The organism is Georgenia alba, from assembly GCF_042665525.1.
GTDB lineage: Bacteria > Actinomycetota > Actinomycetes > Actinomycetales > Actinomycetaceae > Allobogoriella > Allobogoriella alba.
Genome location: NZ_JBHTCQ010000002.1, coordinates 34,578 through 58,025 on the forward strand (window position 1 = coordinate 34,578; position 23,448 = coordinate 58,025).

General features: G+C 72.2%; 22 protein-coding genes. 12 read left to right on the forward strand and 10 right to left on the reverse strand.

Annotated features, from left to right (window positions below; translation table 11 throughout):
• Nucleotides 1-5 precede the first annotated feature (5 nt).
• From ACFQQL_RS10075 to ACFQQL_RS10100, 6 genes are all read right to left on the reverse strand, one after another.
• A complete protein-coding gene (locus ACFQQL_RS10075; protein WP_382393904.1) occupies nt 6-1,160 on the reverse strand; it encodes an ABC transporter permease in 1,155 nt (384 codons plus the stop codon).
• Between the two features lie 18 nt (nt 1,161-1,178).
• Nucleotides 1,179-2,171: an ABC transporter permease gene (locus tag ACFQQL_RS10080; RefSeq protein WP_382393906.1), complete on the reverse strand. Its 993-nt coding sequence runs from the start codon at nt 2,169-2,171 to the stop codon at nt 1,179-1,181.
• 42 nt (nt 2,172-2,213) lie between these two features.
• On the reverse strand, nt 2,214-4,226 hold the full coding sequence (locus ACFQQL_RS10085) for an ABC transporter substrate-binding protein (protein WP_382393908.1): 2,013 nt from the start codon (nt 4,224-4,226) through the stop codon (nt 2,214-2,216).
• Nucleotides 4,227-4,418: 192 nt separating this feature from the next.
• Nucleotides 4,419-5,468, reverse strand: coding sequence for a LacI family DNA-binding transcriptional regulator (locus ACFQQL_RS10090; protein WP_382393910.1), 1,050 nt, complete (start codon nt 5,466-5,468; stop codon nt 4,419-4,421).
• Between the two features lie 145 nt (nt 5,469-5,613).
• Nucleotides 5,614-6,489 (reverse strand): HAD-IIA family hydrolase, encoded by an 876-nt coding sequence (locus ACFQQL_RS10095; protein ID WP_382393912.1) that lies wholly within the window; start codon nt 6,487-6,489, stop codon nt 5,614-5,616.
• A 16-nt stretch (nt 6,490-6,505) separates the two neighbouring features.
• Complete coding sequence (locus ACFQQL_RS10100; RefSeq protein WP_382393914.1) at nt 6,506-7,228, reverse strand: IclR family transcriptional regulator; 723 nt, start codon at nt 7,226-7,228, stop codon at nt 6,506-6,508.
• Between the two features lie 96 nt (nt 7,229-7,324).
• Here ACFQQL_RS10100 and leuC point away from each other — a divergent pair, with 96 nt between their 5' ends.
• From leuC to qcrB, 5 genes are all read left to right on the forward strand, one after another.
• Nucleotides 7,325-8,764, forward strand: coding sequence for a 3-isopropylmalate dehydratase large subunit (leuC, locus tag ACFQQL_RS10105; RefSeq protein ID WP_382393916.1), 1,440 nt, complete (start codon nt 7,325-7,327; stop codon nt 8,762-8,764).
• Nucleotides 8,765-8,775: 11 nt separating this feature from the next.
• Nucleotides 8,776-9,459 carry a 3-isopropylmalate dehydratase small subunit gene (leuD, locus tag ACFQQL_RS10110; protein WP_382393918.1) on the forward strand — a complete coding sequence of 228 codons (684 nt, stop codon included), beginning with the start codon at nt 8,776-8,778 and terminating at the stop codon, nt 9,457-9,459.
• Nucleotides 9,460-9,596: 137 nt separating this feature from the next.
• Complete coding sequence (gene murA, locus ACFQQL_RS10115) at nt 9,597-10,922, forward strand: UDP-N-acetylglucosamine 1-carboxyvinyltransferase (protein ID WP_382393920.1); 1,326 nt, start codon at nt 9,597-9,599, stop codon at nt 10,920-10,922.
• Between the two features lie 52 nt (nt 10,923-10,974).
• Nucleotides 10,975-11,481 (forward strand): mycothiol transferase, encoded by a 507-nt coding sequence (locus ACFQQL_RS10120; protein ID WP_382393921.1) that lies wholly within the window; start codon nt 10,975-10,977, stop codon nt 11,479-11,481.
• Between the two features lie 179 nt (nt 11,482-11,660).
• Nucleotides 11,661-13,205 (forward strand): cytochrome bc1 complex cytochrome b subunit, encoded by a 1,545-nt coding sequence (gene qcrB / locus ACFQQL_RS10125; RefSeq protein WP_382393922.1) that lies wholly within the window; start codon nt 11,661-11,663, stop codon nt 13,203-13,205.
• 6 nt (nt 13,206-13,211) lie between these two features.
• On the opposite strand, the gene ACFQQL_RS10130 is transcribed toward qcrB, so the two are convergent.
• The 3 genes from ACFQQL_RS10130 to ACFQQL_RS10140 all read right to left on the reverse strand — a co-directional run bounded on the left by ACFQQL_RS10130 (nt 13,212) and on the right by ACFQQL_RS10140 (nt 15,901).
• Nucleotides 13,212-14,123, reverse strand: a complete 912-nt coding sequence (locus ACFQQL_RS10130) for a family 43 glycosylhydrolase (RefSeq protein ID WP_382393924.1) — start codon at nt 14,121-14,123, stop codon at nt 13,212-13,214.
• A 67-nt stretch (nt 14,124-14,190) separates the two neighbouring features.
• Nucleotides 14,191-15,684 (reverse strand): cation:proton antiporter domain-containing protein, encoded by a 1,494-nt coding sequence (locus ACFQQL_RS10135; protein WP_382393926.1) that lies wholly within the window; start codon nt 15,682-15,684, stop codon nt 14,191-14,193.
• Entirely contained in the window at nt 15,674-15,901 is a 228-nt protein-coding gene (locus ACFQQL_RS10140; protein ID WP_382393928.1) for a hypothetical protein, read from the reverse strand. The genes ACFQQL_RS10135 and ACFQQL_RS10140 overlap by 11 nt, the downstream gene beginning before the upstream one ends.
• A 187-nt stretch (nt 15,902-16,088) precedes the next feature.
• Here ACFQQL_RS10140 and ACFQQL_RS10145 point away from each other — a divergent pair, with 187 nt between their 5' ends.
• From ACFQQL_RS10145 to ACFQQL_RS10170, 6 genes are all read left to right on the forward strand, one after another.
• Nucleotides 16,089-17,054 (forward strand): ABC transporter ATP-binding protein, encoded by a 966-nt coding sequence (locus ACFQQL_RS10145; RefSeq protein WP_382393930.1) that lies wholly within the window; start codon nt 16,089-16,091, stop codon nt 17,052-17,054.
• Between the two features lie 50 nt (nt 17,055-17,104).
• Nucleotides 17,105-17,956, forward strand: coding sequence for an ABC transporter permease (locus tag ACFQQL_RS10150; protein ID WP_382393932.1), 852 nt, complete (start codon nt 17,105-17,107; stop codon nt 17,954-17,956).
• A 38-nt stretch (nt 17,957-17,994) separates the two neighbouring features.
• Complete coding sequence (locus ACFQQL_RS10155; RefSeq protein WP_382393934.1) at nt 17,995-19,242, forward strand: sensor histidine kinase; 1,248 nt, start codon at nt 17,995-17,997, stop codon at nt 19,240-19,242.
• Nucleotides 19,239-19,844, forward strand: a complete 606-nt coding sequence (locus tag ACFQQL_RS10160; protein ID WP_382393936.1) for a response regulator — start codon at nt 19,239-19,241, stop codon at nt 19,842-19,844. The genes ACFQQL_RS10155 and ACFQQL_RS10160 overlap by 4 nt, the downstream gene beginning before the upstream one ends.
• A gap of 25 nt (nt 19,845-19,869) precedes the next feature.
• Nucleotides 19,870-20,694, forward strand: coding sequence for a lysophospholipid acyltransferase family protein (locus ACFQQL_RS10165; RefSeq protein ID WP_382393938.1), 825 nt, complete (start codon nt 19,870-19,872; stop codon nt 20,692-20,694).
• 117 nt (nt 20,695-20,811) lie between these two features.
• Complete coding sequence (locus tag ACFQQL_RS10170; protein ID WP_382393940.1) at nt 20,812-21,021, forward strand: dodecin; 210 nt, start codon at nt 20,812-20,814, stop codon at nt 21,019-21,021.
• Here ACFQQL_RS10170 and ACFQQL_RS10175 read toward each other — a convergent pair.
• Nucleotides 21,018-22,202 (reverse strand): trans-sulfuration enzyme family protein, encoded by a 1,185-nt coding sequence (locus ACFQQL_RS10175; RefSeq protein ID WP_382393942.1) that lies wholly within the window; start codon nt 22,200-22,202, stop codon nt 21,018-21,020. The two genes, ACFQQL_RS10170 and ACFQQL_RS10175, sit on opposite strands and share 4 nt — an antisense overlap.
• A gap of 91 nt (nt 22,203-22,293) precedes the next feature.
• On the opposite strand from ACFQQL_RS10175, the gene ACFQQL_RS10180 reads away from it, so the two are divergent.
• Nucleotides 22,294-23,433: a D-alanine--D-alanine ligase family protein gene (locus ACFQQL_RS10180; protein ID WP_382393944.1), complete on the forward strand. Its 1,140-nt coding sequence runs from the start codon at nt 22,294-22,296 to the stop codon at nt 23,431-23,433.
• The last annotated feature ends 15 nt before the right edge of the window (nt 23,434-23,448 follow it).

Consider the following 23,448-nt stretch of genomic DNA (forward strand, 5'->3'; position numbering starts at 1 on the left):
GCCGGTCAGTTCTTGTAGGGGTCGGCGGCGTCGCGCAGGCCGTCGCCGAAGAAGTTCATCGCCAGCACGGTGATGACCACCGGCACGCCGGGCAGCAGGATCCAGGGCGCGGTGGAGACCGCGCGGATGTTCTGCGCCTCCTGGAGCAGCACGCCCCAGCTCACGGTGGGGGACTGCAGGCCGAGCCCGATGAACGACAGCGCGGTCTCGGCGAGGATGATCGTCGGGATCGACAGCGACAGGTTGGCGATGATGTGGCTGGTGAACGACGGGAGCATGTGCCGGAACATCACCCTCGCCTGGCTCGCGCCGTCGGCGATCGCGGCCGTGACGTAGTCGTCGCCGCGGACCGCGAAGAACTTGCCGCGCACCTCCCGTGCCATCCCGACCCAGCCGACGAGCGAGATCACCACCGTGAGGGCGAAGTAGCGCTGGATCGGGCTCCAGCTCGCGGGCACCGCGGCGAACAGCGCCATCCACAGCGGGATCGTCGGGATCGAGATGACGAACTCGATCAGCCGTTGGATGGCCGAGTCGATCTTGCCGCCGAAGTAGCCCGAGATGCCGCCGATGACCACGCCGAGACCGAGGGAGAGCAGCACGCCGACCAAACCGATCGACATCGAGATCGTGGTCCCGTGGATGATCCGTGAGAGCAGGTCGCGGCCGCTGGCGTCCGCCCCCAGCAGGTACATCGGCGGGCCGTCGTGGTTCACCGGCCCGATGAGGTGACGGTCCCACGTGACCAGCCCGAGGATCTCGTACTCCTCGCCCCGGACGAAGAGGCCCACGGGGACCTCGGTCTCCTCGTCGAGGGTGAACGTCAGCGCGAGGGTCTCCGGGTCCTGCTCGAAGGTGTAGCCGTGGACGTGCGGGTTCCAGCCGCTCTCGTCGACGAGCTCGAGCCGTTGCGGCGGCGCGTAGGGGTACTCGGAGTCGTGGTAGGAGCGCGAGTACGGGGCCAGGAACGGCGCGAGCAGGGCCACGAGGTAGATCAGCAACGTCAGGAACCCGCAGACGAGCGCGAGCCGGTGCCGCTTGAAGCCCCACCAGACGAGCTTCCACTGCGAGGCGAGCGCGACCTCGGTCTCGTCGGAGAGCTCGACGTCGGGTGGGTCGGCGAGCCGTGCGGCGCCGCCGGGTGCGAAGGGTTGCGTCATGGGTGCGTCCCGAGAGGGTCAGTACCGGAGCCGGACGCGCGGATCGAGCCACGCGAGCGCCAGGTCGGAGATGAGCGTGCCGATGACCACCAGCACGGCGCTGATGAGCAGGACCGAGCCGGCCAGGTACATGTCCTGTGCCAGGAGCGCACGCAGCAGCAGCGGCCCGGTCGTGTCGAGGTTGAGCACGGAGGAGGTGATGGCGTCCGCGGCGATGAGTCCGGGCAGGATCCAGCCGATGGTGGAGAAGAACGGGTTCATCGCGACCCGCACGGGGTACTTGATCGTCATGATCCGCCGCTTCATCCCGCGTGCTCGAGCAGCGACCACGTACGGCTTGCGGAGCTCGTCGAGAAGGTTGGCACGCAGCACGCGGATGTTCGCCGCGGTCCCGGCGGTGCCCCAGATCACGACGGGGATCCACAGGTGCGCCAGCATGTCCCCGAGCTTGGCGAGCGACCACGGCGCGTCGCGGTACTCCGGCGAGAAGAGCCCGCCGACGCTCATGCCGAAGTACTGCAGGCTGATCCACATGAGCACCAGCGCGATGAGGAAGTTCGGGATCGCCAGGCCCAGGTAGCCGAGGAAGGTGAACGTGTAGTCGCCGGCCGAGTACTGCCGTGTCGCCGAGTAGACGCCGATCGGGAACGACACGGCCCAGATGAACAGCAGGGTGAGCACGGAGAGCAGGATCGTCAGCGGGAGCCGCTCGGCGAGGAGCTCGCCGACGGGCCGGCCGAAGTCGAACGAGTCGCCGAAGTCTCCGCGGAAGAGGATGTTGCTGATCCACATCCAGTACTGCTCGTACCAGGGGCGGTCGAGGCCGTACCGCTCCGTGAGCCGCGCAAGCTCCTGCGCACCCAGGCTCCCGTCTCCCTGCGCCTGGCGCTGCGCGACGAGCGTGGTCAGGTAGTCGCCCGGTGGCAGCTGGATCACCACGAAGGTGACGACGGAGATCGCCCAGATCGTCGGGACGAGGATCAGCAGTCGGCGTCCGATGTAGCGGAGCATGTCAGGTCCTCCCGCGAGCGTGCGGGGTCGACGGAGACGGCATCAGTCGCTGAAGAACCAGGTCGGGATGTTGACCGGTCCGGGTGTCAGGTGCAGCCAGGAGTCGGGGTAGCTCTCGACGACGTTGTGCAGGTTGTTCTTCTTGATCGCGTAGCCGTCCGTGGGCAGTGCGACGCCGATCGCGTAGAACTGCTCCTTGGCGATCTGCAGGATCTGGCGGAACAGCTCCTTCTGCGCCTCCGGGTCCGGCTCGAGGGGGATCTGCCGGTAGAGCTCCATCTGCCGTCGTGTCTCGGGCGGCGGCTCCAGCGCCGACTCACCCGTTCCACGCGACGCGTACCACTCGGCCCACTGGACGCCGAAGTTCGACTCGTTCCCGTTCGGGAAGTACCAGCGCGGCTCCAGCATCTCGATCTTCAGTCCGCCGTCGCCCGCCCACACGCTGGCGTCGAAGGCGTTCGCGTCGGGCAGCTTGCGGTCGTAGAAGAGCGTGCGCTCGATCGGGTTGACCTGTGCGTCGACCCCGACCTCCGCCCAGTACTGGGTGATCATGTCGGCGGCCGGCGCCCACTCGGGGAACAGGTCGGTGATGTCGATCTGGAACTGTAGGCGCTCGCCGTTCGGGCGGAGCCGGAACCCCTCGCCGTCCTTCTCGGTCAGCCCGGCGGCGTCGAGGTGCTGGTTGGCGAGGTCGACGTCGAACTGCGTGTACTGCTTGGCGAACTCCTCGTCGTAGAACTCGGAGTCGGCGTGCGGGGCGGCCTGCCAGGGCTCGCCCTGGCGCTGGTAGACGGTGTCGATGATGTCCTGGCGGTCGATCGCGTGGGACAGACCGATCCGGAAGTCCTTGTTCTGGAAGATCTCCCGCAGCTCCTCGTCCTGGTGGTTGAGGTTGAGCGCGACGATCAGCCGGTTCATCGACGTCGTCTCCACGGTGACGAAGTCGTAGCCGCCGTCCTGGCGGCCCTCGGCCAGCACGGGCTTGTTCTGGTCGTAGTTGAAGTGACGGGCGTGGAAGTCGAGCTCACCGTTGACGCCCTTGAGGAGCATGACCTCCTCCTCCTGGACCACCTCGAACTCGAGCCGGTCGATGAAGGGAAGCTGGGCGCCCTCCGGGTCGACCTTCCAGTAGTACGGGTTGCGCTCCAGCACGGTGACGGTGCCCTGGTTGAGCGGGTTCGTGACGATCCATGCGTACAGGACAGGCCGCTCGGGGTTGTTCCACCACTGGATGCGGTCCTCCCAGTAGGAGGTCCAGTCTCCGAAGCCCGCCTCCTGGGCCAGCGTCTGCGCACGGTCGTTGAGGTGGGGGAGGAAGTCCTGGAGGTAGTGCTTGGGGAAGAAGAGCAGGTTGGTCTGGTCCCAGTTGGCGTTCCGGGACGCCTCGTCGATGAAGTCACCCTTCGACCGCGGGAACCTCAGCACGACGGTGTGGTCGTCGACGCGCTCCGCCTGGCAGGGCTCGTCGTTCACGGCCAGCAGCGTGGGCGGGACGGGGTAGAGGTCCGTGTTGAAGTAGACGTCCTCGATCGCGAACATCACGTCGTCCGCCGTCACCGGCTCGCCGTCGGACCAGCGCAGCCCCTCGCGCATCCGGATGGTGAACCGGGTGGCGTCGTCGTTGACCTCGATGGCCTTGAAGGTGCCGGGCAGCCCGACCTCCTCGATGGCCGGGTCGACCCGCAGCATCGGCTCGTAGGCGATCATCCGGGACAGCCAGGGGTCGTCACCCTGGCCGAGGACGGCACCGTGGTAGGTGCCGCCGTACTCCCCGAACTCCGGCGTCTCGACGATCAGCCGGTCGGACTCGACAGGCAGGCGCTCCTCGAGCGGCGGGAGGTCGCCGGCCTCGACGCGGTCGGTCAGGCCCGGCGCCTCGTTCGGCCGGTTCGGGTCCGGCGTCGTGTTGCCGCTGCCCTCGCGGGTGCCGCCCCCGTCGGGGCTGCAGCCGGCCATCGTGAGCGTCACGAGGGCGGCCGCGCCGCCGCCGACGCGGAGCATGTCCCGTCTGGTCCAGAGTCTGGCGCCCGTCCTGGTCGTGAGCTTGGGGTTCATCGTGGCTCCTCCTCGACTCCGCGTGAACACTCCGGCCGCCTCGCGTCGTCGCGGCGTGGTACCGGTTCCCGGGACGTGGTGAAGGACCTCTGCGTCCCGCGTCGGCGCCATGATTTGCCAGCGGGCGGCATCAACCGGACGAAGAGGACAAAAACGTTCAACTCTGGGCGTCACGGTGCGCCCGGGGCGTCGTCAGGCGGCCGAGCCGCACGAGCCGCGCACGGTGAGCCGTGGCAGCAGCTGGACGTGGCGCGGAGCCTCCTGGCCGGAGGCGGTCGCCCGCGTCACCATGAGGCGCAGCGCCTCCTGCCCGAGCTCGCGCCGCGGCGGCGTGACGGCCGTCAGGGGGACCGAGGCGTGCTCGGCGATCACGTCGTCGTAGGCGATGACCGCGAGGTCCTCCGGGACCCGCAGCCCGCGAAGCTGGGCGAGCTCGACGATCTGGCTGGCGTGGTAGTCCGAGTGCGCCAGCACGGCGCCGATCCGGCGTTCGCGGTACATCTCCAGCAGTGACTCGATGGCCGGCGTCAGGTCCGGGTCCTCGTCTCCCGGAAGGTCCGTGACGGGCACCTCCTCGAGCCCGAGGCCCACGACGGCGTCGCGGTAGCCCTCCCGGATCGCCCGGGCGGTGGGCGTCCGGTACAGGGCCAGCCCCACCCGGCGGTGACCGAGGCGGGCGAGGTGGTCGACCGCGAGCAGGGCTCCGTACGGGTGGTCGGTTCGGACGCTGTCCAGCTCACGCACCATGCGGGTGTGGTCGACGTGCCGCTCCATGAGGACCACCGGGACCGGGATGGACTCGAGCCAGGCCGCGAGGTCGTCCGGCTGCTCCCGGTTCGTCGTCGGCGTCAGGACGATGCCCTGGGCGCCGAGGTCGAGCAACCGCTGCACGCGTTCCCGCTCCACCTCGGGCCGATAGTTGGAGAACCCCAGGACCAGGCGGGCACGGTGCCGGTGCGCCGTGGCCTCCATCCCGGCGACGACGTCCGGGTAGTAGAAGGTCGACGACGGCACGAGGACGCCGATGAGGCTCTCTGCGGCGCGGGGCTTGGTGCTCCTGCTCACGGCGGGAAGCGCGCCGCCGTGGACCTGGGCGAGCAGCCCGGCCGCGTCCAGCTCGGCGATGTCCCGCCGTACCGTCACCTGAGAGACCCCGAGCTCCCTGGCGACGTCACTGGCGCGCACGCTTCCGCGCAGCTCGAGCTGCCGCAGCAGGAACTCGCGGCGGGCGCGGGGGAGCACGCGGCCTCCTGGGGCCATGGTGGGGATCTGGCGAGACGGAGCCTATCCGAACCTGACCGAAGAAGTCCGTTTGCTGTTCGTTTGTCCGGCCCGGTGGGTGTGGTGGGTCGAACGGCGCGGCGCAGCGTGCGCCGGACCGGTCGGGTCAGGTGGTCTCGAGAGCCGCGGCCAGGGCGTCGATGCGGTCGAGGAGGTACGTCGGGCGCGACGACGGTGGCGCCGCCTGGACGTCGGCGAGGGTCGAGTCGCCGGTGAGCACGAGCGCGGTGGCCGTGCCGGCCGCGACCCCCATCGCGATGTCGGTGCCGAGCCGGTCGCCGACCATGATCGCGTCCGTCACGTCGACGCCGACCAGGCTCAGCGCCGTGCGGAGCGCGGTCGGTTCCGGCTTGCCCACCACGTGCTCGACGCGCCGGCCCGTGCATGCCTCGACGGCGGCGGTGACGGCGGCGGCATCCGGCTCGCCGCGGCCTCCGGGCAGCGGGCAGTACGCGTCGGGATGAGTCGCGACGAAGCGGGTCTGGGGCCGGCGCCAAAGCGCGTCGAACGCCGCGCGCAGACGTGCGTAGTCGAAGGTGCGGTCGAAGCTGGTCACGACCAGCGTGACCTCGGCAGGGTCCTCCGAGACGCGCAGCCCCGCCGCCGTCAGGGCCTCGACGAGCGGAGGCTCGCCGAGCACCAGGCACACCGCGTCGGCCTGGTGCTCGCGCAGCCACGCGGCGGTGAGCGTGGCGCTGGTGACGATCTCCTCCGGCGCGGCCCGGACCCCCAGGGCCTGCAGCTTCTGGGCGTAGTGCTCGCGGGAGCGGGTCGGGTTGTTGGTCACGAACACCCGGCGACGCCCGGCCGCGGCCAGTGCCGCCATGAGGGCCTCCACGCCCGGGAGGAGCTCGTCGCCGAGATAGAGCGTGCCGTCGAGGTCGAAGACGTACGCGCCGTACGCGACCGGGACGGCGGAGACCGGCGCGAGCCCGGACGGGTCGTCGGGTGCGGCCGGGCGGTCCGGCGAGGCCTGCTGCATGGCCGCGGGCCCCGCGTCAGCCCTCGTCGGTGCGCTGGAGGAACTCCGTGAGCCGGTTCGCCGCGGCGACGACGGCGGCGCCGTGCAGCCGGCCCGGCTGGCGGCCCATCCGCTCGATCGGGCCGGAGACGGACACGGCCGCGAGCACGCGGCCGGACGGGCCGCGGACCGGGGCGGAGATGGAGGCGACGCCGGCCTCGCGCTCGCCGACCGACTGCGCCCAGCCGCGCCGTCGGGCGGCGGAGAGCATCGTGGCGGTGAAGCTCGCGCCGTGCAGCCCGCGGTGCAGCCGGTCGGGCTCCTCCCATGCGAGGAGGATCTGGGCGGCGGACCCGGCGAGCATGGACAACGTGGCCCCGACCGGGATGGAGTCGCGCAGGCCCATCTGGCGCTCGGCGGCGGCGACGCAGATGCGCTGGTCGCCCTGCCGGCGGTAGAGCTGCGCGCTCTCGTTGGTGTGATCGCGCAGCGCGGTCAAGACCGGTCCGGCGGCGCTGAGCAGCCGGTCCTCCCCTGCGGCCGAGGCGAGCTCGGCAAGGCGTGGTCCCAGGATGAACCGGCCCTGCATGTCCCGCGCGACGAGGCGATGGTGCTCGAGCGCGACGGCCAGGCGATGCGCCGTGGGTCGTGCGAGGTGGGTCGCCGCCACCAGCTGTGCGAGCGTGGCAGGTCCTGCCTCCAGGGCCCCCAGCACCGTCGCGGCCTTGTCAAGAACGCCGACTCCGCTAGAGTTGTCCATGGGCCGATACTGGCATCTCAGCCACTGAGATTGCAAATCAGGTGAGAAGCGGGGCGACCGGCCCGCGCGGACGTCAGAAAGTGAGTGACCGCGACGATGAGCGGAACGCTGGCCGAGAAGGTCTGGGACGCGCACGTGGTGCGCAAGGGTAGCGGTGGCGCTCCGGACCTGCTGTACATCGACCTGCACCTGGTCCACGAGGTGACCAGCCCGCAGGCGTTCGAGGGGCTGCGGCTGGCAGGGCGACCGGTCCGCCGGCCGGACCTCACGATCGCCACCGAGGACCACAACACCCCCACGCTGGACATCGACCGCCCGATCGCCGACCCGACGAGCCGGACCCAGATCCAGACCCTGCGGAAGAACGCGGAGGACTTCGGCATCCGGTTGCACTCCCTGGGCGACGCCGACCAGGGCATCGTCCATGTCGTCGGCCCGCAGCTCGGCCTGACCATGCCCGGCCTGACCGTGGTGTGCGGCGACTCCCACACCTCGACCCACGGCGCCTTCGGTGCCCTCGCGTTCGGTATCGGCACCTCCGAGGTCGAGCACGTGCTCGCCACCCAGACGCTGCCGCTCGCCCCGTTCAAGACGATGGCGATCAACGTCGAGGGCACCCTCAAGGAGGGCACCACCGCGAAGGACATCATCCTGGCCGTCATCGCCAAGATCGGCACCGGCGGCGGGCAGGGCTACGTGCTGGAGTACCGCGGCGAGGCCATCCGTCAGCTCTCGATGGAGGCGCGGATGACCATCTGCAACATGTCCATCGAGGCCGGTGCCCGCGCCGGCATGATCGCGCCGGACGAGACCACGTTCGCGTACCTCGAGGGCCGGCCGCACGCCCCGCAGGGCGCCGACTGGGACGCGGCGGTGGAGTACTGGCGCTCGCTGCGCAGCGACGACGACGCCGTCTTCGACGCCGAGGTCACCCTCGACGCGAACGACCTCGAGCCGTTCGTCACGTGGGGCACCAACCCCGGGCAGGGCCTGCCCCTGTCCGCGAGCGTGCCCGACCCCGTCGACATCGCCGACGAGTCCGCCCGCCGCGCCGCCGAGCGGGCCCTGGAGTACATGGCCCTCACGCCGGGGACACCGCTGCGCGAGATCGCCGTCGACACCGTCTTCATCGGTTCCTGCACCAACGGCCGGATCGAGGACCTGCGCGCCGTCGCGGAGATCGTCAAGGGCCGCCGGAAGGCCGACGACGTCACCGTGCTCGTGGTACCCGGCTCGGCGCGCGTCCGGCTCCAGGCGGAGGCCGAGGGTCTGGACAAGATCTTCCTCGACTTCGGTGCGGAGTGGCGCAACGCCGGCTGCTCGATGTGCCTGGGCATGAACCCGGACCAGCTCCGCCCGGGCGAGCGCGCCGCCTCGACCTCCAACCGCAACTTCGAGGGGCGGCAGGGCAAGGGAGGACGCACCCACCTGGTCTCGCCGCTCGTGGCGGCCGCGACGGCGGTCCGCGGCACCCTGTCCGCCCCCTCCGACCTCGAGCCGGCCAGGGATTCGGGACCTGTGCCGGCGCTCGTCTAGAGGAGCCATCCGTGGAGAAGATCACCCAGCACACCGGCGTCGGCGTCCCGCTGCGCCGCAGCAACGTCGACACCGACCAGATCATCCCCGCCGTCTACCTCAAGCGGGTGACCCGCACCGGGTTCGAGGACGCGCTCTTCGCAGCCTGGCGCGGCGACGAGAGCTTCGTGCTCAACCAGCCCGCGTACCGCGCCGGCTCTGTCCTCGTCGCAGGACCCGACTTCGGCACCGGCTCCTCCCGCGAGCACGCGGTCTGGGCGCTGAAGGACTACGGCTTCCGCGCCGTGCTCTCGCCCAAGTTCGCCGACATCTTCCGCGGCAACGCCGGCAAGCAGGGACTCGTGGCCGGCGTGGTGAGCCAGGAGGACGCCGAGATGCTCTGGAAGATCCTCGAGGCGGAGCCCGGCACCGAGGTGACCGTGGACCTCGAGGCGAAGTCCGTCGTCGCCGGGGAGTTCACCTGCACCTTCGAGATCGACGACTACACCCGTTGGCGGCTGCTCGAGGGCCTGGACGACATCGGGCTGACCCTGCAGCGCGAGGACGAGATCGCGGCCTTCGAGTCCTCCCGGGCCGCGTGGCGACCCGCCACACTTCCCGCCAAGCACCTGCCGCCGGTGCACGTCATGGCCGCACGGCCGGTCGGCGGGGACGGCGAAGGTCTGCCCGCGCACCAGGACGCGCCGCTCGGCTGACGGCGCACGACACGGCCGCGCACCCGGTGTGCGCCTGAGGTGCGCCGGTCGGCACGGGCCGTATCCTGAGCCGACAGATCGAGCGGGCCGGGCAGGTCCGCGTCCCGGACGCCCCGGTGCGGGCGGATGAGGTGGGTATGGACGGGCTGCTGACGGTCGAGGGCGGTACGCCGCTCACGGGCGAGATCGTCGTCCGGGGGGCCAAGAACTTCGTCTCCAAGGCGATGGTGGCCGCCCTGCTGGGGGAGACGCCGTCGCACCTGTCGAACGTCCCCGTCATCCGGGACGTCGACGTCGTCGCCGACCTGCTGCGCCTGCACGGCGTCACCGTCGACCACGACCGTGACGACGGCGTGCTGCACCTCGACCCGAGCGACGTCGAGTCGGCGCACGTGGCCGACATCGACGCCTACGCGGGCTCCTCCCGCATCCCGATCCTCTTCTGCGGGCCGCTCCTGCACCGGCTGGGGGAGGCGTTCATCCCGGACCTCGGTGGCTGCCGGATCGGCGACCGGCCGATCAACTACCACCTCGACATCCTGCGGAACTTCGGGGCCGTCGTGGACAAGGGCAGCCAGGGCATCCAGCTGTCCGCCCCGCGCGGCCTGGTCGGCACCCGGATCGAGCTGCCCTACCCGTCCGTCGGGGCCACCGAGCAGACGCTCCTGACCGCCGTGCGCGCGACCGGCCTCACGGAGCTGGTGGGCGCCGCGATCGAGCCGGAGATCACCGACCTCATCGCGGTGCTGCAGAAGATGGGCGCGATCATCTCCGTGGACACCGACCGCACCATCCGCATCGAGGGCGTCGACCGGCTCGTCGGCTACCGGCACACCTCGCTCGCGGACCGGATCGAGGCGGGGTCCTGGGCGTCGGCCGCGTTGGCCACGCGGGGCGACGTCGTCGTCCGCGGCGCCAGCCAGCCGGAGATGATGACGTTCCTCAACACCTTCCGGAAGGTCGGGGGCGAGTTCGACGTCCGCGACGACGGCATCCGGTTCTGGCACCGCGGCGGCGAGCTGCGCCCCATCGTGCTGGAGACCGACGTCCACCCGGGCTTCATGACCGACTGGCAGCAGCCGCTCGTCGTGGCGCTCACCCAGGCCACCGGGTTGTCGATCGTCCACGAGACCGTGTACGAGAACCGATTCGGGTTCACCGACGCGCTACGTGGCATGGGCGCGAAGATCCAGATCTACCGTGAGTGCCTGGGCGGCCTGTCCTGCCGGTTCGGCCGACGCAACTTCTTCCACTCCGCCGTGGTCTCCGGGCCGACGCCGCTGCACGCGGCCGACATCGAGGTCCCGGACCTGCGCGGCGGCTTCTCCCACCTCATCGCCGCGCTCGCGGCGGAGGGCACCTCGCGGGTCCGGGGGATCAGCATCATCAACCGCGGCTACGAGAACTTCCTCGGAAAGCTCGAGGCGCTCAGTGCCAAGGCCTCCATGGGTGCGCTCGTCTGAGACGGCGACAGAGCCTCGTGCGCGTCCACGCGAGGCGGAGCAGACTGGGGACATGAACGTCGCCGACCTGCTCATCGAGTCCTACTCCCGCGTCCCGGAGACCGCGGCCCGGGTCGTGGCAGGCCTCGACGAGGCCGCCCTGACCTACCGGCCTGACCCGCAGGCCAACTCCATCTCCTGGCTCGTCTGGCACCTGGCGCGCGGCCAGGACGCCCAGGTGGCCGACGTCGCGGGCACCGAGCAGTCCTGGACGATCGACGGCTGGGCCGAGCGGGCCGGGCTTCCGTTCGGGCCGTCCGACACCGGTTACGGCCACACCAGCGAGCAGGTCGGCCAGGTCCGGCTCGACGCGGACCTCCTCCTCGGCTACCTCGACGACGTGCACCGCCGCACCGTCGAGTACCTCGCCACCCTCGGTCCGGAGGACCTCGACCGGGTCGTGGACACCTCGTGGGACCCGCCCGTCACGCTCGGCGTCCGGTTGGTCAGCATCGTCGACGACGACGTCGCGCATCTCGGCCAGGCGGCCTACCTCCGGGGGTTGATCGAGCGCAGATGAGGTGTGCCGGCCCGGCCAGGAGCTCGTCCGCACCGGCCTGACCGTGGTCGGTGGACCCCATGGCGGGGCCCGGGCCGTTCACGACGGCGCGCCCGCCGCCGCGGCGTCGCCAGCCCGCCGTCACATCCCGTGCCGCCGGTTCGTCACATGGACGACGGCGGACATGGTGGAGGTGGCGGATGAGACGGGAATCTGGCCCGGGTCCCGCGCCGGGCACGGACCTGCTGGACCGGCTGTCCCACGCGTTCCTGACCCGGACGGCACCCGGCCAGGCCCTGGCGGGCCTGGTGGATCAGATGCGCCGGCGGCGCGTGCCGCGCGGCTGGACGGGCCTGCTCGGGGCCGCCGCGGTGGCCTGCGTCGTCGTCCTCGTCGTGACCGGGGTGGCCCTGACGTTCTTCTACACGCCCTCGCGCGAGCTGGTGACCTACGACGGTGCTCACGGGCCCCTGCGCGGTGCCGAGGTCTCGCTCGCGTTCGACTCCACGATGGCGATCTCCACCCAGGTCCGCGGCGGACTGCTGCTGCGCCAGGCGCACCACTGGGCAGCGCTGCTGCTGCCCGCGATCCTGCTCCTGCAGCTGCTGGTCATGTTCTTCACCGGCGGGTTCCGCCGCCCACGTCAGGGCAGCTGGGTGCTGCTGTTCCTGCTGCTCGTCGTGGTGCTGCTCGGCGGCTGGACCGGCTACGCCCTCCCCGACGACCTGCTGTCCGGCACCGGGTTGCGCGTGGTGCACGGGATCCTGCTCGGCATCCCCGTGGTGGGGAGCTGGCTGTCGATGGTCGTGTTCGGCGGGGAGTTCCCCGGGACCGTCATCGAGCACTTCTACCCCGTGCACGTGCTCGTGGTGCCCGTACTCGTGGCGCTCCTGATGGTGGCGCGGCTCCGCTCGTCGTGGGTGCACGGTCCGCCGCAGCCCGCCCGTCCCGGAGCCGACGAGCGTCATGTCGTCGGCATGCCGATGATCCCGGAGGCCGCCGGGCGGGCCACCGGGATGTTCGCCGTCGTCACGGGCATGCTCCTGCTCTTCGGATCCTCGGTGACGATCAGTCCGGTGTGGGCCTACGGTCCGTCCTCGCCCGGGGAGGTCTCGGCCGGCAGCCAGCCGGACTGGTACACGGGCTTCCTGGACGGCGCGCTGCGGCTCGTGCCGCGTGGCTGGGAGGTGGAGTGGCTCGACCGGACCTGGACCCTCGCCGTCGTCGTGCCTCTGGCCGCCGTCGGCCTGTTCCTGGGTCTGGTCATGCTCTACCCGTACCTGGAGGCGGCGCTCACCGGGGATCGGCGTGAGCACCACGTGCTCGAGCGGCCCCGTCATGCGCCGGTCCGGACCGGGCTCGGCGTCGCCGGCATGACGTTCTACGGGGTGCTGTGGGCCGCGGCGAGCTCCGACATCCTCGCCACGCACTTCCACCTCGGCGTGGAGGGTGTCGTCACCACGCTCCAGATCGCCCTGGTCCTGGGGCCGGTGACGGCGTTCGCCCTCACCCGGCTCATCTGTCACGGGCTCCAGCGCCGGGACCGTGAGGTCGCGCGGCACGGCCACGAGACCGGCCGGATCGTCCAGCTTCCGGAGGGGCGGTTCGTCGAGGTCCGCACGCCCGTCGCCGCGGGGGAGAGGTGGCGGCTCCTCCCGCCCGGGCGAGCGGAGCCGGACGGACCGCCCGAGGACGAGGACCCGCGTGGCGAGGACAGCAGGAGCGTGGCGACGCTCGCCCGCTGAGCGGCGTCATCGTGCCGTGACGCCTTCGGAGGTCATGACGACACGACGCATGGTGCCGTCCGGGTCGTAGTCGAGCCGGTCGAGGCACACCGAGCGGTGGTGCGAGTCGCCGCCCGGCAGTACGCCGTTGTGGTACAGGAAGTACCAGTCCCCCTCGAGCTGGAGGATGCAGGGCCGGTTCGTCGCGCAGTTCCCCGGTACCTCGTTGAGCAGGCCGGCGAACGTCCACGGCCCCGCCGGGCTCCGGCTCGTCGCGTACGCCACCCGCTCGGGCATCCCGTACCCGTAGGAGAGGTAGTACCAGCCGTCCCGGTGGTGCAGGTGCGCCCCCTCCTCGAACTCGGGGAGGTCGATCGTGGTGATCGGCCCGGCAAGGCCACGAAGGTCGGGGGTGAGCGTGGTGGCGTAGCAGGTCCGGTTGCCCCACACCAGGTGCGGCACGTCGTCGACGACGATGACGCTGGGGTCGAGGTTTGCTCTCGGGTTGTCCGTCGGCGGCAGGTCGGCCTTCCGGACCAGCGGCCGTCCCAGGTGGTCCTCGAACGGGCCCGACGGCGAGGAGGAGACCGCGACGCCGATCGCCGAGTCACCGTTCTCGTCGGCCACGGACACGAACCAGTAGAAGGCGCCGCGGTGCGGGAGCATCCACGAGGCGTAGGCCCGCCCGCTCGACCACGCGAAGTCCGCCGCGCGCAGCGGGACGGGCTGCTCCGTCCAGGTCGCCAGGTCGCGGCTGGAGAAGCACAGCCACTCGTTCATCACGTAGTCGTGCCCGCCTGCGGGCGCCTCGTCATGCCCGGTGTACAGGTACACGACCCCGTCGTGGACGATCGCCGTGGGGTCCGAGGTGTACTTGTGCGTGATGATCGGGTTGCCGTTCGGCAGCTGGACCTGGTCGTCTCTCGGCGACGTACCCATCTCGCCATGCTCCACCCCGCGGTCGGGTCGGGACAACCGTGACGCCCGAACGGCTCCTCGTGCGGGCTCAGCGGCTCGGCTGCTCGTCGCTCCGGCGCTGCAGCAACACCTCGTCGAGATAGCAGTACCACCAGTCCTCGGTGGGCTCGATGGTGCGCAGCATCGGGTGCCCGGTCTCCTCGAAGTGGGCCGTCCCGTGCTTGTTCTTCGAGTCGTTGCAGCACCCCACCTGGCCGCACACGAGGCAGCTGCGCAGGTGCACCCAGGTGTCGCCCACGGCCAGGCACTCCGGGCACCCGTCCTCGTACCGGCCGGCCGGCTCGACCTGCGCGACCTCGCCCAGGTGGGGGCACCCGCTGGACATCGTCTCGTGCTGGACGTACGCCCAGCTGCCGGACATGACCCGGTCCGGGATGAACCGGGCCAGCCGTCGTGAGGCGGAGGCGAGCAACGGGCTCAGGACCGCCAGGACCAGCACGTACAGCGCCGTGAAGGATCCGATGCGCTCGTCCAGGCCGGCCGTGGCGGCCATGGTCGCCAGGATGAGCGCGAACTCGCCGCGACCGAGCAGCGTCAGGCCGAGGTTGGCCGCCGCGCGCTGGTTCAGCCGGTACATGCGCGCCACGAGGAGACCGGCGAGCAGGTTGAGCGCCACGGTGAGCAGGACGGCCCCGAGCACCGGCAGCGCGACGGTGCCCAGCCCGCCGAGCTGGACCGAGGCGCCGAAGACGAGGAAGAACAGCGCGGCGAACAGGTCCCGCAGCGGCAGCGCCTGCTGCTCGACCCGCTCGCGCACCACGGTCTGGGAGACGACGAGGCCGATCATGAGCGCACCGATGGCGTCGGAGACGCCGACCATCTCCGAGGCTCCTGCGACGAGCACGGCGAGCCCGAAGAACGCCACCGTCAGCAGCTCGTCGTCCTCCGTGTTCAGCAGCGCGCCGACGAGGCGGGCGCCGAACCGGGCCAGCACCAGCAGCACCAGCAGGAAGCCGAAGCTGGTGGCGATCTGCACGAAGATCTCCAGCGGCCCGCCCGCGCCGCCGACGACCGGCTGCAGCACCGCGAGGTACACGGCGAGGAAGATGTCCTCGACGACGATGACGCCCAGCAGCACGGGCGTCTCGGCGTTCGCCAGCCGCCGCAGCTCGACGAGGAGCTTGGTGACGATCGCCGAGGAGGAGATCCCCATGATGCCGGCGACGACCATCGCCTCCGCCGCGCCCCAGCCGAGCAGGAAGCCGTAGAGCAGTCCTCCGGATACGTTCGCGGCGATGTAGGTGGCCCCGGCGAGCAGCAGGCGGCGCCCGGAGGAGAGGACCTGCTGGAGGGGGAACTCCACCCCGAGGTGGAACAGCAGCAGGACGATGCCGACGGCGGAGAGCAGCTGCCACGTCTCGGTCTCGTGGACGACCGGCGGCCACGGCATGTGCGGGCCGAGCAGGATCCCGGTACCCATGAAGAACGGCACGGTCGGCAGACCGATGCGCCGGCCGAGCCGGGCCAGCAGGCCCGCGGCGAGTGCCGCGACGCCGAGCGTCAGGAGCGTCTCAGCGTGCATGGAAGTAGGTACCGGTGAGCACGGCCGCGAGCAGCTTCGCCTCCTCCTCGTCGAGCGCCACGACCGCGAGCGGTTCCTCGTTGCCCTTGTCGAAGACGTACAGCTCGTGCTTGCCGTCGCGACGCGCGACGACGGAGACCCGGTGACCGCCCGTGACCCCGATGTCGTACCGCTTCCCGACCCCGTAGAGCTCGACGACGTTCACGCCCTTGCCCATGGTCGACACCCTCTCGTACGCCGGATGGTGCGACCGAACCTACTCCGGGGGCGGCGCCCGTGGTGGACGGACGGCACGTGCGGTGGCCGGGGCCATGACATCCGTCATGGGTCGACGGTGCGGCGTGCACCGCGACCGGTGACGGCCCGCACTGCCGGGAGCCGTCCCGCGGCGGGAGGCTCGAGCCATGAGCACGCAGACCGCCACCCCCGTCATCTCCGTCCACGGCGCCCGCCGGACCTACGGCACGGGCGCGACCGCGTTCGAGGCCGTCCGCGGGATCGACCTCGAGGTCCGGCCCGGGGAGCTCTTCGCGCTCCTGGGCACCAACGGGGCCGGGAAGACCTCTCTCCTGGAGGTCATCGAGGGCCTCGCCCCCACCAGCGCCGGGACGGTGAAGGTCCTCGGCCACGACCCGTACCGGGAGCGCCACCGGGTGCGCCCGCGCACCGGGATCATGCTGCAGGAGGCGGGCTTCCCGGCCGACCTCACCGCCGCGGAGACGGCCCGCATGTGGCACGGCACCCTGGGCAACCCCCGTCCCGTGGAGCAGTGCCTCGCCATGGTCTCGCTCAGCCACCGCGCCAAGGTCCGCGTCTCCTCCCTCTCCGGGGGAGAGCGGCGCCGGCTCGACCTCGCGCTGGCCATCATGGGCCGGCCGGAGATCCTCTTCCTCGACGAGCCGACGACCGGTCTGGACCCGCAATCCCGTCGCAGCGCCTGGGACCTGGTCCGGCACCTGCTGGGTGAGGGGACGACGGTGGTGCTGACCACCCACTACCTGCAGGAGGCGGAGGAGCTCGCGGACCGGCTCGCGATCATGCACGCCGGGCAGGTAGTCCGCGAGGGGTCGATCGCCGACGTGGTCGCCGCCGAGCCCGCCCGGATCCGCTACCAGACGGCCGACGCGGCGCTGCGCGACCCCGTCGCGCTCTCGGCGTTGCCCGCCCTGGCCGGGCGGCCCCGCTCGGACGCGACCGGCGTGGAGATCGAGACCACCGACCTGCAGGCCACGCTCACCGCCCTGCTGGTGCGCGCCCAGGAGGCCGGCGCCGCTCTGGAGCACCTCGATGCCAGCCCGGCCTCCCTGGAACGTGCCTTCCTCGCCGTCGCCGAGGCCGGCACGAGCACACCCGTGCCGGCCGCGGCGTGAGCGACGTGCACAGCAATGACGAGTCACGAGGACCTGAGCAGAGGAGAGACATGACCACGACCACCGCACCTGATCCCGCCGCTTCCGCCCCCGACCGTGCCGCTGGCGAGCCCGTCCGGGCGCGGCGCAGCGAGCGTCTGCTCGCCCTCGCGCGGGCGGAGCTGATCCTGCTGCTCCGTAACAAGACCGCGCTCTTCAACGCCGTCTTCCTCGGACCGCTCCTCGTCGGCTTCCTGGCGGCCGTCGGCGGGGACTTCCTGGGCTCCGACCCCGCGGCCATGGCTGCCTCGACCCTGACGATGCTGCTCGCGATGGCCCTGCTCATGGTCGTCTACTACAACCTGACCACGAGCATGGTCGCCCGGCGTGAGGAGCTCGTCCTCAAGCGGCTGCTGACCGGCGACGTCACGCGCACCGAGGTCGTCGTCGCGTACGCCCTCCCAGGGGTCGTGATCACCCTCGCGCAGGTGGCGCTGGGGTGGGTGGCTGCCGCGGTGCTCGCCGAGCCACCGCCGGTGCAGAACGCCCTCTGGCTGGCCCTCGCCGCTGCGGGTGGCGCGGTCGTCTTCGTGCTGCTAGCCGTCGCCAGCTCGGGTCTGACGCGCACGGTGGAGACCGCGCAGCTGACCACCATGCCGCTGCTGTTCGGGGCGATGCTGCTCTCCGGCTTCACCCTGCCCCTGCACCTCATGCCCGACGTGGTCGAGCAGGTCGCGTCCTGGACGCCGCTGTACCCGGTGGTCACCCTGGCGCAGCACGGCTTCGGCACGCACCTGCCGGACGGCACCCCCGCCGCCGGGACCCTCGCCGAGGTGGCGCAGCCGTTGGCCTGTCTGGCGCTCTGGACGGTGCTCGGTGCGGCGACCAGCCGCCGCTGGATGCGGTGGGAGCCGCGCCGCTGAGCGGTCCGCCGGTCCGCGCGACCTGGGAGAGTGAGTACGTGAGCGCACCACCCGCCCGGCGGACGGACCCGCAACGATTCGACAGCTACACGCGCTGGTCCGTCTACACCGTCTACGTCCTCGCGCCGCTCCTCGCGATCATGGTCCTGACGCCGGTGCGCGCCTCGCCGTGGGCCCCCGTGTACGGGTTCGCCAGCCTCGTCGAGGTGGCGCTCGCCCTCGTGGTGACCGCCAAGGGCTTCACCGCCTCCCTCGAGGGACGGCCGGTGCCGCGCGGCTGGTCCGCGGCCCTCCTCCTCGCCGCGGCCGGACTCGTGGTCCTCGCGCTGCAGCTGCCGACCACGGCCGGGCCGGCCGGGCGGGTCGGCGCCGTCGCCCTCGCCGGCGGGATCGCGGTCGTCGCGCTGGCCACGGCCCTGCCGATCCGCACGATCGTGCTCGGCGTGCTGTTCGTCGGCCTGGTGGCCGCCGTGGTCGCCGCCGGTGCAGTGCCCGAGGTGCGGGAACCCGGCGAGCCGTACTTTCACCCGGTCGCGGCGTTCGTCACCATCAGCGCGATGGTCGGTGGCCTCGCGGCCAGCGTGCGCGTCTCCGCGTGGATGCTCCGGGTGGTGTGGGAGCAGGAGCGCACCCGGGCCGTGCACGCCCGGCTCGCGGTCGCCGAGGAGCGGTTGCGGTTCTCCCGCGACCTGCACGACGTCGTGGGCCGGGCGCTCTCCGCGATCGCGGTCAAGAGCGAGCTCGCCGCCGAGCTCGCTCGCCGCGGCCAGGACCGCGCCACCGAGGAGATGTCCGAGGTGCGGGCCCTCGCGCAGGACACCCTCCGGGAGGTGCGCGGCGTCGTCGCGGGCTACCGGGCCGCGGACCTGACCGCCGAGCTCGACGGCGCGCGCTCCGTGCTGCGCTCGGCGGGGGTGGAGACGCACGTCTCGGGTGACCGCCGGGAAGGCCTGCCGCAGCCGGTCCAGGAGGCCCTCGGCTGGGTGGTTCGCGAGGCGGTCACCAACGTGCTGAGGCACGCGACCGCCAGGACCTGCACCATCGTCCTGGAGACCGACGGTCCGGCGGTCCTGACGGTCACCAACGACGGCGTCGCCGCGGGGCCGCGTGGACGTGGCGGCTCCGGGCTGGCCGGGCTGCGGGAACGGCTCGCACCACTCGGCGGTGACCTCACCACCCGCGTCGAGCAGGACACGTTCGTCCTCAGCGCCGTCGTCCCGCTCGACCGGCCGGGCCGGGACCGCACCGCACAGGGGCGGGGAGCTGGGACCATGGACCCGACATGATCCGCATCCTCCTGGCCGACGACGAGACGCTCATCCGTGACGCGCTCGCGGGTCTGCTGGCGCTCGAGGAGGACCTCACCGTCGTCACGACGGCGGCCTCCGGCGCCGAGGCGGTCGCGGCGGCACGCAAGCACGCGCCGGACGTCGCCGTCCTCGACCTGCAGATGCCCGACGGCGACGGCATCGACGCGGCCGCGCAGATCGCCGCCGTCCTGCCCGGCTGCCGCACGGTCATCGTGACCAGTCACGGCCGGCCCGGCTACCTCAAGAAGGCGCTCGCGGCCGGCGTCGCAGGGTTCCTGCCCAAGACCGTCTCGGCGCGTGTGCTCGCCGAGGCCGTCCGCCAGGTCCACGCCGGCGGCCGGTACGTGGACCCGGAGCTCGCCGCCGAGGCGATCAGCGCGGGAGAGTCGCCGCTGACCCCGCGGGAGGCGGACGTCCTGGAGCTGGCGGCGGGCGGCGCCCCCGCGGAGGAGATCGCGCAGCGCGCCCACCTCAGCCCGGGCACCGTGCGGAACTACCTCTCGTCGGCCGCGGCGAAGCTCGGCGCGTCGAACCGCCACGAGGCGGCCCAGGTGGCGCGCCGTCACGGCTGGATCTGAGCCGCCGCGGGCTAGCATCACGGACGTGGCTGAACGCGGCGTCTCCCGCCTGTACCGGGTCGTCGCGCTCGTGCTGCGGTCCGCCGTCGCGGTGATGACGAGGCGGACGTGGCGCGGTGCGGAGAACCTGCCGCGCGCCGGCGGCTTCGTCGCCGTGGCCAACCACGTCACCGACTTCGACCCCCTGACGTTCGGGCACTTCCTGCTGGACAACGGCGCGCCCCCGCACTTCATGGCCAAGGCCTCGCTCTTCGAGGCGCCGGTGGTCGGGGCCGTGCTGCGCGGCGCCCGGCAGATCCCGGTGCACCGGGGCACCAGCCGGGCAGGCGACGCGCTGGTGGCCGCCGAGGAGGCACTGTCCCGCGGCCGCTGCGTGGCGATCTTCCCGGAGGGGACGTTGACGCGCGATCCGGCGCTGTGGCCGATGACCGGCCGCACCGGGGCCGCGCGGCTCGCGCTGCGGACGAAGGTCCCGGTGGTCCCCGTGGCCCAGTGGGGAGCCCATCGTGTCCTGCCCCGCTACTCGGTGGTGCCGCGCCCGTTCCCGCCCAAGCCGGTGACCGTCGTCGCCGGTCCGCCGGTGGACCTGGACGACCTGTACGACCGGCCGCTGCATCCCGAGGTGCTGCGGGAGGCGACGGCCCGGATCATGGCGGCGATCACCCGTCAGCTCGCCGAGATCCGCGCGGAGTCCCCGCCGTCCCGGCCCTACGACCTGCGCCGGGACGGTGATCCCGTGGTCGGGCAGGACTCCTGGGCCGGGCGGCGGGCGGCGGCCCGTGAGGGTCGGATCGTCCCGCGCCGCCCCGGGGTGCGCGCCAGGCTTGGGGCGCTGCTGCGGCGCCGCTGAACGGGAGGCTGCCGCGCCGTCGCGATCTCGGAACCGCGTGCTCCGGTTGTGGCGCCCCGACAGCGGGACGAGACTGGCCGCGACGCACCGGAGAGGCACCGGACAAGGAGGTCAGGCATGAGCGAGGAGAGCACGTACAAGGTCACCGAGATCGTCGGCACCTCGCCCGACGGTGTCGACCAGGCCATCCGCAGCGGCATCGAGCGCGCGGGGGCCACGCTGCGGAACCTCGACTGGTTCGAGGTGGTCTCCGTGCGCGGTCACCTCGAGGAGGGCCGGATCGCGCACTACCAGGTGTCGATGAAGGTCGGCTTCCGGCTCGACTAACGGCTGACGGCCTGCAGGCTCCGGGCCGCGGTCTCCAGCGCGCCGTCCAGGTCCGCCCACAGGTCCTCGACGTCCTCGATCCCGACGCTCAGCCGCAGCAGGTCCTCCGGGACGGTCGGCACCTCGGCCGCGAGGCGACGGCGTCGCTCGAGGCTCGACTCCACCCCGCCGAGGCTGGTGGCCGGGAGCCACACGTCGACGTTGCGCGTGACGGCGTCGGCGGCCGCCGCGCCACCCGCCGGGCGGAGCGTGAGGATGGAGCCGAACCCGTCCATCAGCGCGGCGGCGCGCTCGTGCTGGGGGTGTGTCGGCAGGCCCGGGTGACCGACGTGCGCGACCGCCGGGTGCTCGGCCAGGCGCCGGGCCAGCTCCAGGGCGTTGGCCTGCGCCCGCTCCACCCGCAGCGCGAGCGTCCGCAGGCCGCGGAGCGCGAGCCACGTCTCGAACGGCCCCGGGATCGCGCCGCCCGTGGTGCGGCGGGCGTGCAGCCGCCGCCTCAGCTCCGGGTCCGAGGTCAGCGCCGCACCCAGCACCACGTCGGAGTGCCCGGCGAGGTGCTTGGTCACCGAGTGCACGACGACGTCCGCGCCCTGGGTGAGCGGGCGTTGCACCAGGGGCGTGGCGAAGGTGTTGTCGACGACGCACAGCGCCCCGGCCTCCCGGGCGGCTGCCGCGAGCGCCGGCACGTCGGCGACCTCGAGCATGGGGTTAGTCGGGGACTCCACCCACAGCAGCGACGCCGCAGGCTCGCCCGCCGGACGCAGCGCGGCGACCACCTGCTCGGTGTCGGCGATGTCCACCTCACGGACCACGGTGCCCTCGCGGTCCGCCTGCTCGCGCACCGCGGTGAGGGTGGCGAGGTAGGCGTGCCGCGGCACCACGATCGCCGACCTCGGCTCGGCCAGCCGCAGCAGGGCGTCGATCGCGCCCATGCCGGAGGAGAAGACCAGGCCGGGCAGCTCGGCCTGCTCCAGGGTGGCGAGGGTCTGCTCGAGCGGCCACCAGGTCTCGGTGTCGTAGCGGGCGTAGAGGAGGTCCTCGCCCGGCTCGCCGGTGGAGGTGTACGTGCTGGACAGGACCACCGGCGGGTTCACCGGTGCTCCCTGGTCGCGGGGCGGGCGGCCGCCGGCGACGGCGACGGTCGCGGGGGCGAGACGTCGGGAACGCGGGGGAGTGCTCACCCCGCCAGGCTATGCCCCGCGCCGACCCCGCCGGTTCCCCGCCCGGCGCTGCTGCCCGGGTGCTGGACGCCCGACGGGTAACCTCGCAGCGATGGACATCCAGCGCCCGGCACACGACCCCGCACTCCCGAGCCGAAAGGTGCGGGTCGCCGTCGTCTTCGGCGGACGCAGCGGCGAGCACTCGGTCAGCTGCGCGACCGCCGCGGGCGTGCTGCGCGCGATGGACCGGGACCGGTACGAGGTCGTGCCGGTCGGCATCACCCGCGAGGGCCGGTGGGTCCTGGCGCCCGACGAGCCCGAGCTGCTGGAGGGCGGCCGGGCCGAGGTGAGTGCGTCGAACGGCCAGCTGCTCGTCCCGCTCGGGAGCAGCCCCGCCCCGCTGGTCGTCTCGGAGTCCGGCCAGGTGCCGCAGGAGCTCGGCGCGGTCGACGTCGTCCTGCCGCTCCTGCACGGCCCGTACGGCGAGGACGGGACCCTGCAGGGCCTGCTGGAGATGGCCGGGACCCGGTACGCCGGCTCCGGGGTGCTCGCCTCCGCCGTCGGGATGGACAAGCACTACATGAAGATCGTCCTCGCCGGGCACGGGCTGCCGATCGGCCCGTACACCGTCATCACGCCCCGGTCCTGGCGCACCGACCCGGCGGCCGCGCTGGACGCCGTCGCCTCGCTCGAGATGCCGGTCTTCGTCAAGCCCTCCCGCGCCGGGTCCTCGCTCGGCGTCACGAAGGTCGAGCGGCCGGAGGACGTCGAGGCCGCGGTGGTCGCCGCGCAGCAGCACGACCCCAAGGTGATCGTCGAGGCGGCCGTGTCCGGCCGGGAGATCGAGTGCGCGGTGCTGGAGGGCCACGGCGACGACCCGCCCCGGGCCTCGGTGCCGGGCGAGGTGGTCCTGGACAACCCGGACTCCGGCTTCTACGACTACGACACCAAGTACCTCGACACGGCGCCCCTCACGATGTCCATCCCGGCCGACCTGCCCGAGGCGGTCACCGACCGGGTCCGGGACCTCGCCGGGCGGGCCTTCGACGCGCTCGGCTGCGAGGGCCTGGCGCGCGTCGACTTCTTCTACACCGACAGCGGCGACGTCGTGGTCAACGAGGTCAACACCATGCCCGGGTTCACGCCGTACTCCATGTACCCGGCCCTGTGGCAGGCCAGCGGGTTGAGCTACCCCGAGCTCGTCGACGAGCTCGTCCAGCTCGCGCTCGAACGGCCCGACGGCCTGCGGTAGCCCGGTCCGGGGTCC

Coding starts and splice junctions, on each gene's coding strand:
- ACFQQL_RS10075 (WP_382393904.1), bottom strand. CDS start 1,160: ATGACGCAACCCTTCGCACCCGGCGGCGCCGCACGGCTCGCCGACCCA.
- ACFQQL_RS10080 (WP_382393906.1), bottom strand. CDS start 2,171: ATGCTCCGCTACATCGGACGCCGACTGCTGATCCTCGTCCCGACGATC.
- ACFQQL_RS10085 (WP_382393908.1), bottom strand. CDS start 4,226: ATGAACCCCAAGCTCACGACCAGGACGGGCGCCAGACTCTGGACCAGA.
- ACFQQL_RS10095 (WP_382393912.1), bottom strand. CDS start 6,489: ATGCAGCAGGCCTCGCCGGACCGCCCGGCCGCACCCGACGACCCGTCC.
- ACFQQL_RS10100 (WP_382393914.1), bottom strand. CDS start 7,228: ATGGACAACTCTAGCGGAGTCGGCGTTCTTGACAAGGCCGCGACGGTG.
- leuC (WP_382393916.1), top strand. CDS start 7,325: ATGAGCGGAACGCTGGCCGAGAAGGTCTGGGACGCGCACGTGGTGCGC.
- murA (WP_382393920.1), top strand. CDS start 9,597: ATGGACGGGCTGCTGACGGTCGAGGGCGGTACGCCGCTCACGGGCGAG.
- ACFQQL_RS10120 (WP_382393921.1), top strand. CDS start 10,975: ATGAACGTCGCCGACCTGCTCATCGAGTCCTACTCCCGCGTCCCGGAG.
- qcrB (WP_382393922.1), top strand. CDS start 11,661: ATGAGACGGGAATCTGGCCCGGGTCCCGCGCCGGGCACGGACCTGCTG.
- ACFQQL_RS10130 (WP_382393924.1), bottom strand. CDS start 14,123: ATGGGTACGTCGCCGAGAGACGACCAGGTCCAGCTGCCGAACGGCAAC.
- ACFQQL_RS10135 (WP_382393926.1), bottom strand. CDS start 15,684: ATGCACGCTGAGACGCTCCTGACGCTCGGCGTCGCGGCACTCGCCGCG.
- ACFQQL_RS10140 (WP_382393928.1), bottom strand. CDS start 15,901: ATGGGCAAGGGCGTGAACGTCGTCGAGCTCTACGGGGTCGGGAAGCGG.
- ACFQQL_RS10145 (WP_382393930.1), top strand. CDS start 16,089: ATGAGCACGCAGACCGCCACCCCCGTCATCTCCGTCCACGGCGCCCGC.
- ACFQQL_RS10150 (WP_382393932.1), top strand. CDS start 17,105: ATGACCACGACCACCGCACCTGATCCCGCCGCTTCCGCCCCCGACCGT.
- ACFQQL_RS10160 (WP_382393936.1), top strand. CDS start 19,239: ATGATCCGCATCCTCCTGGCCGACGACGAGACGCTCATCCGTGACGCG.
- ACFQQL_RS10170 (WP_382393940.1), top strand. CDS start 20,812: ATGAGCGAGGAGAGCACGTACAAGGTCACCGAGATCGTCGGCACCTCG.
- ACFQQL_RS10180 (WP_382393944.1), top strand. CDS start 22,294: ATGGACATCCAGCGCCCGGCACACGACCCCGCACTCCCGAGCCGAAAG.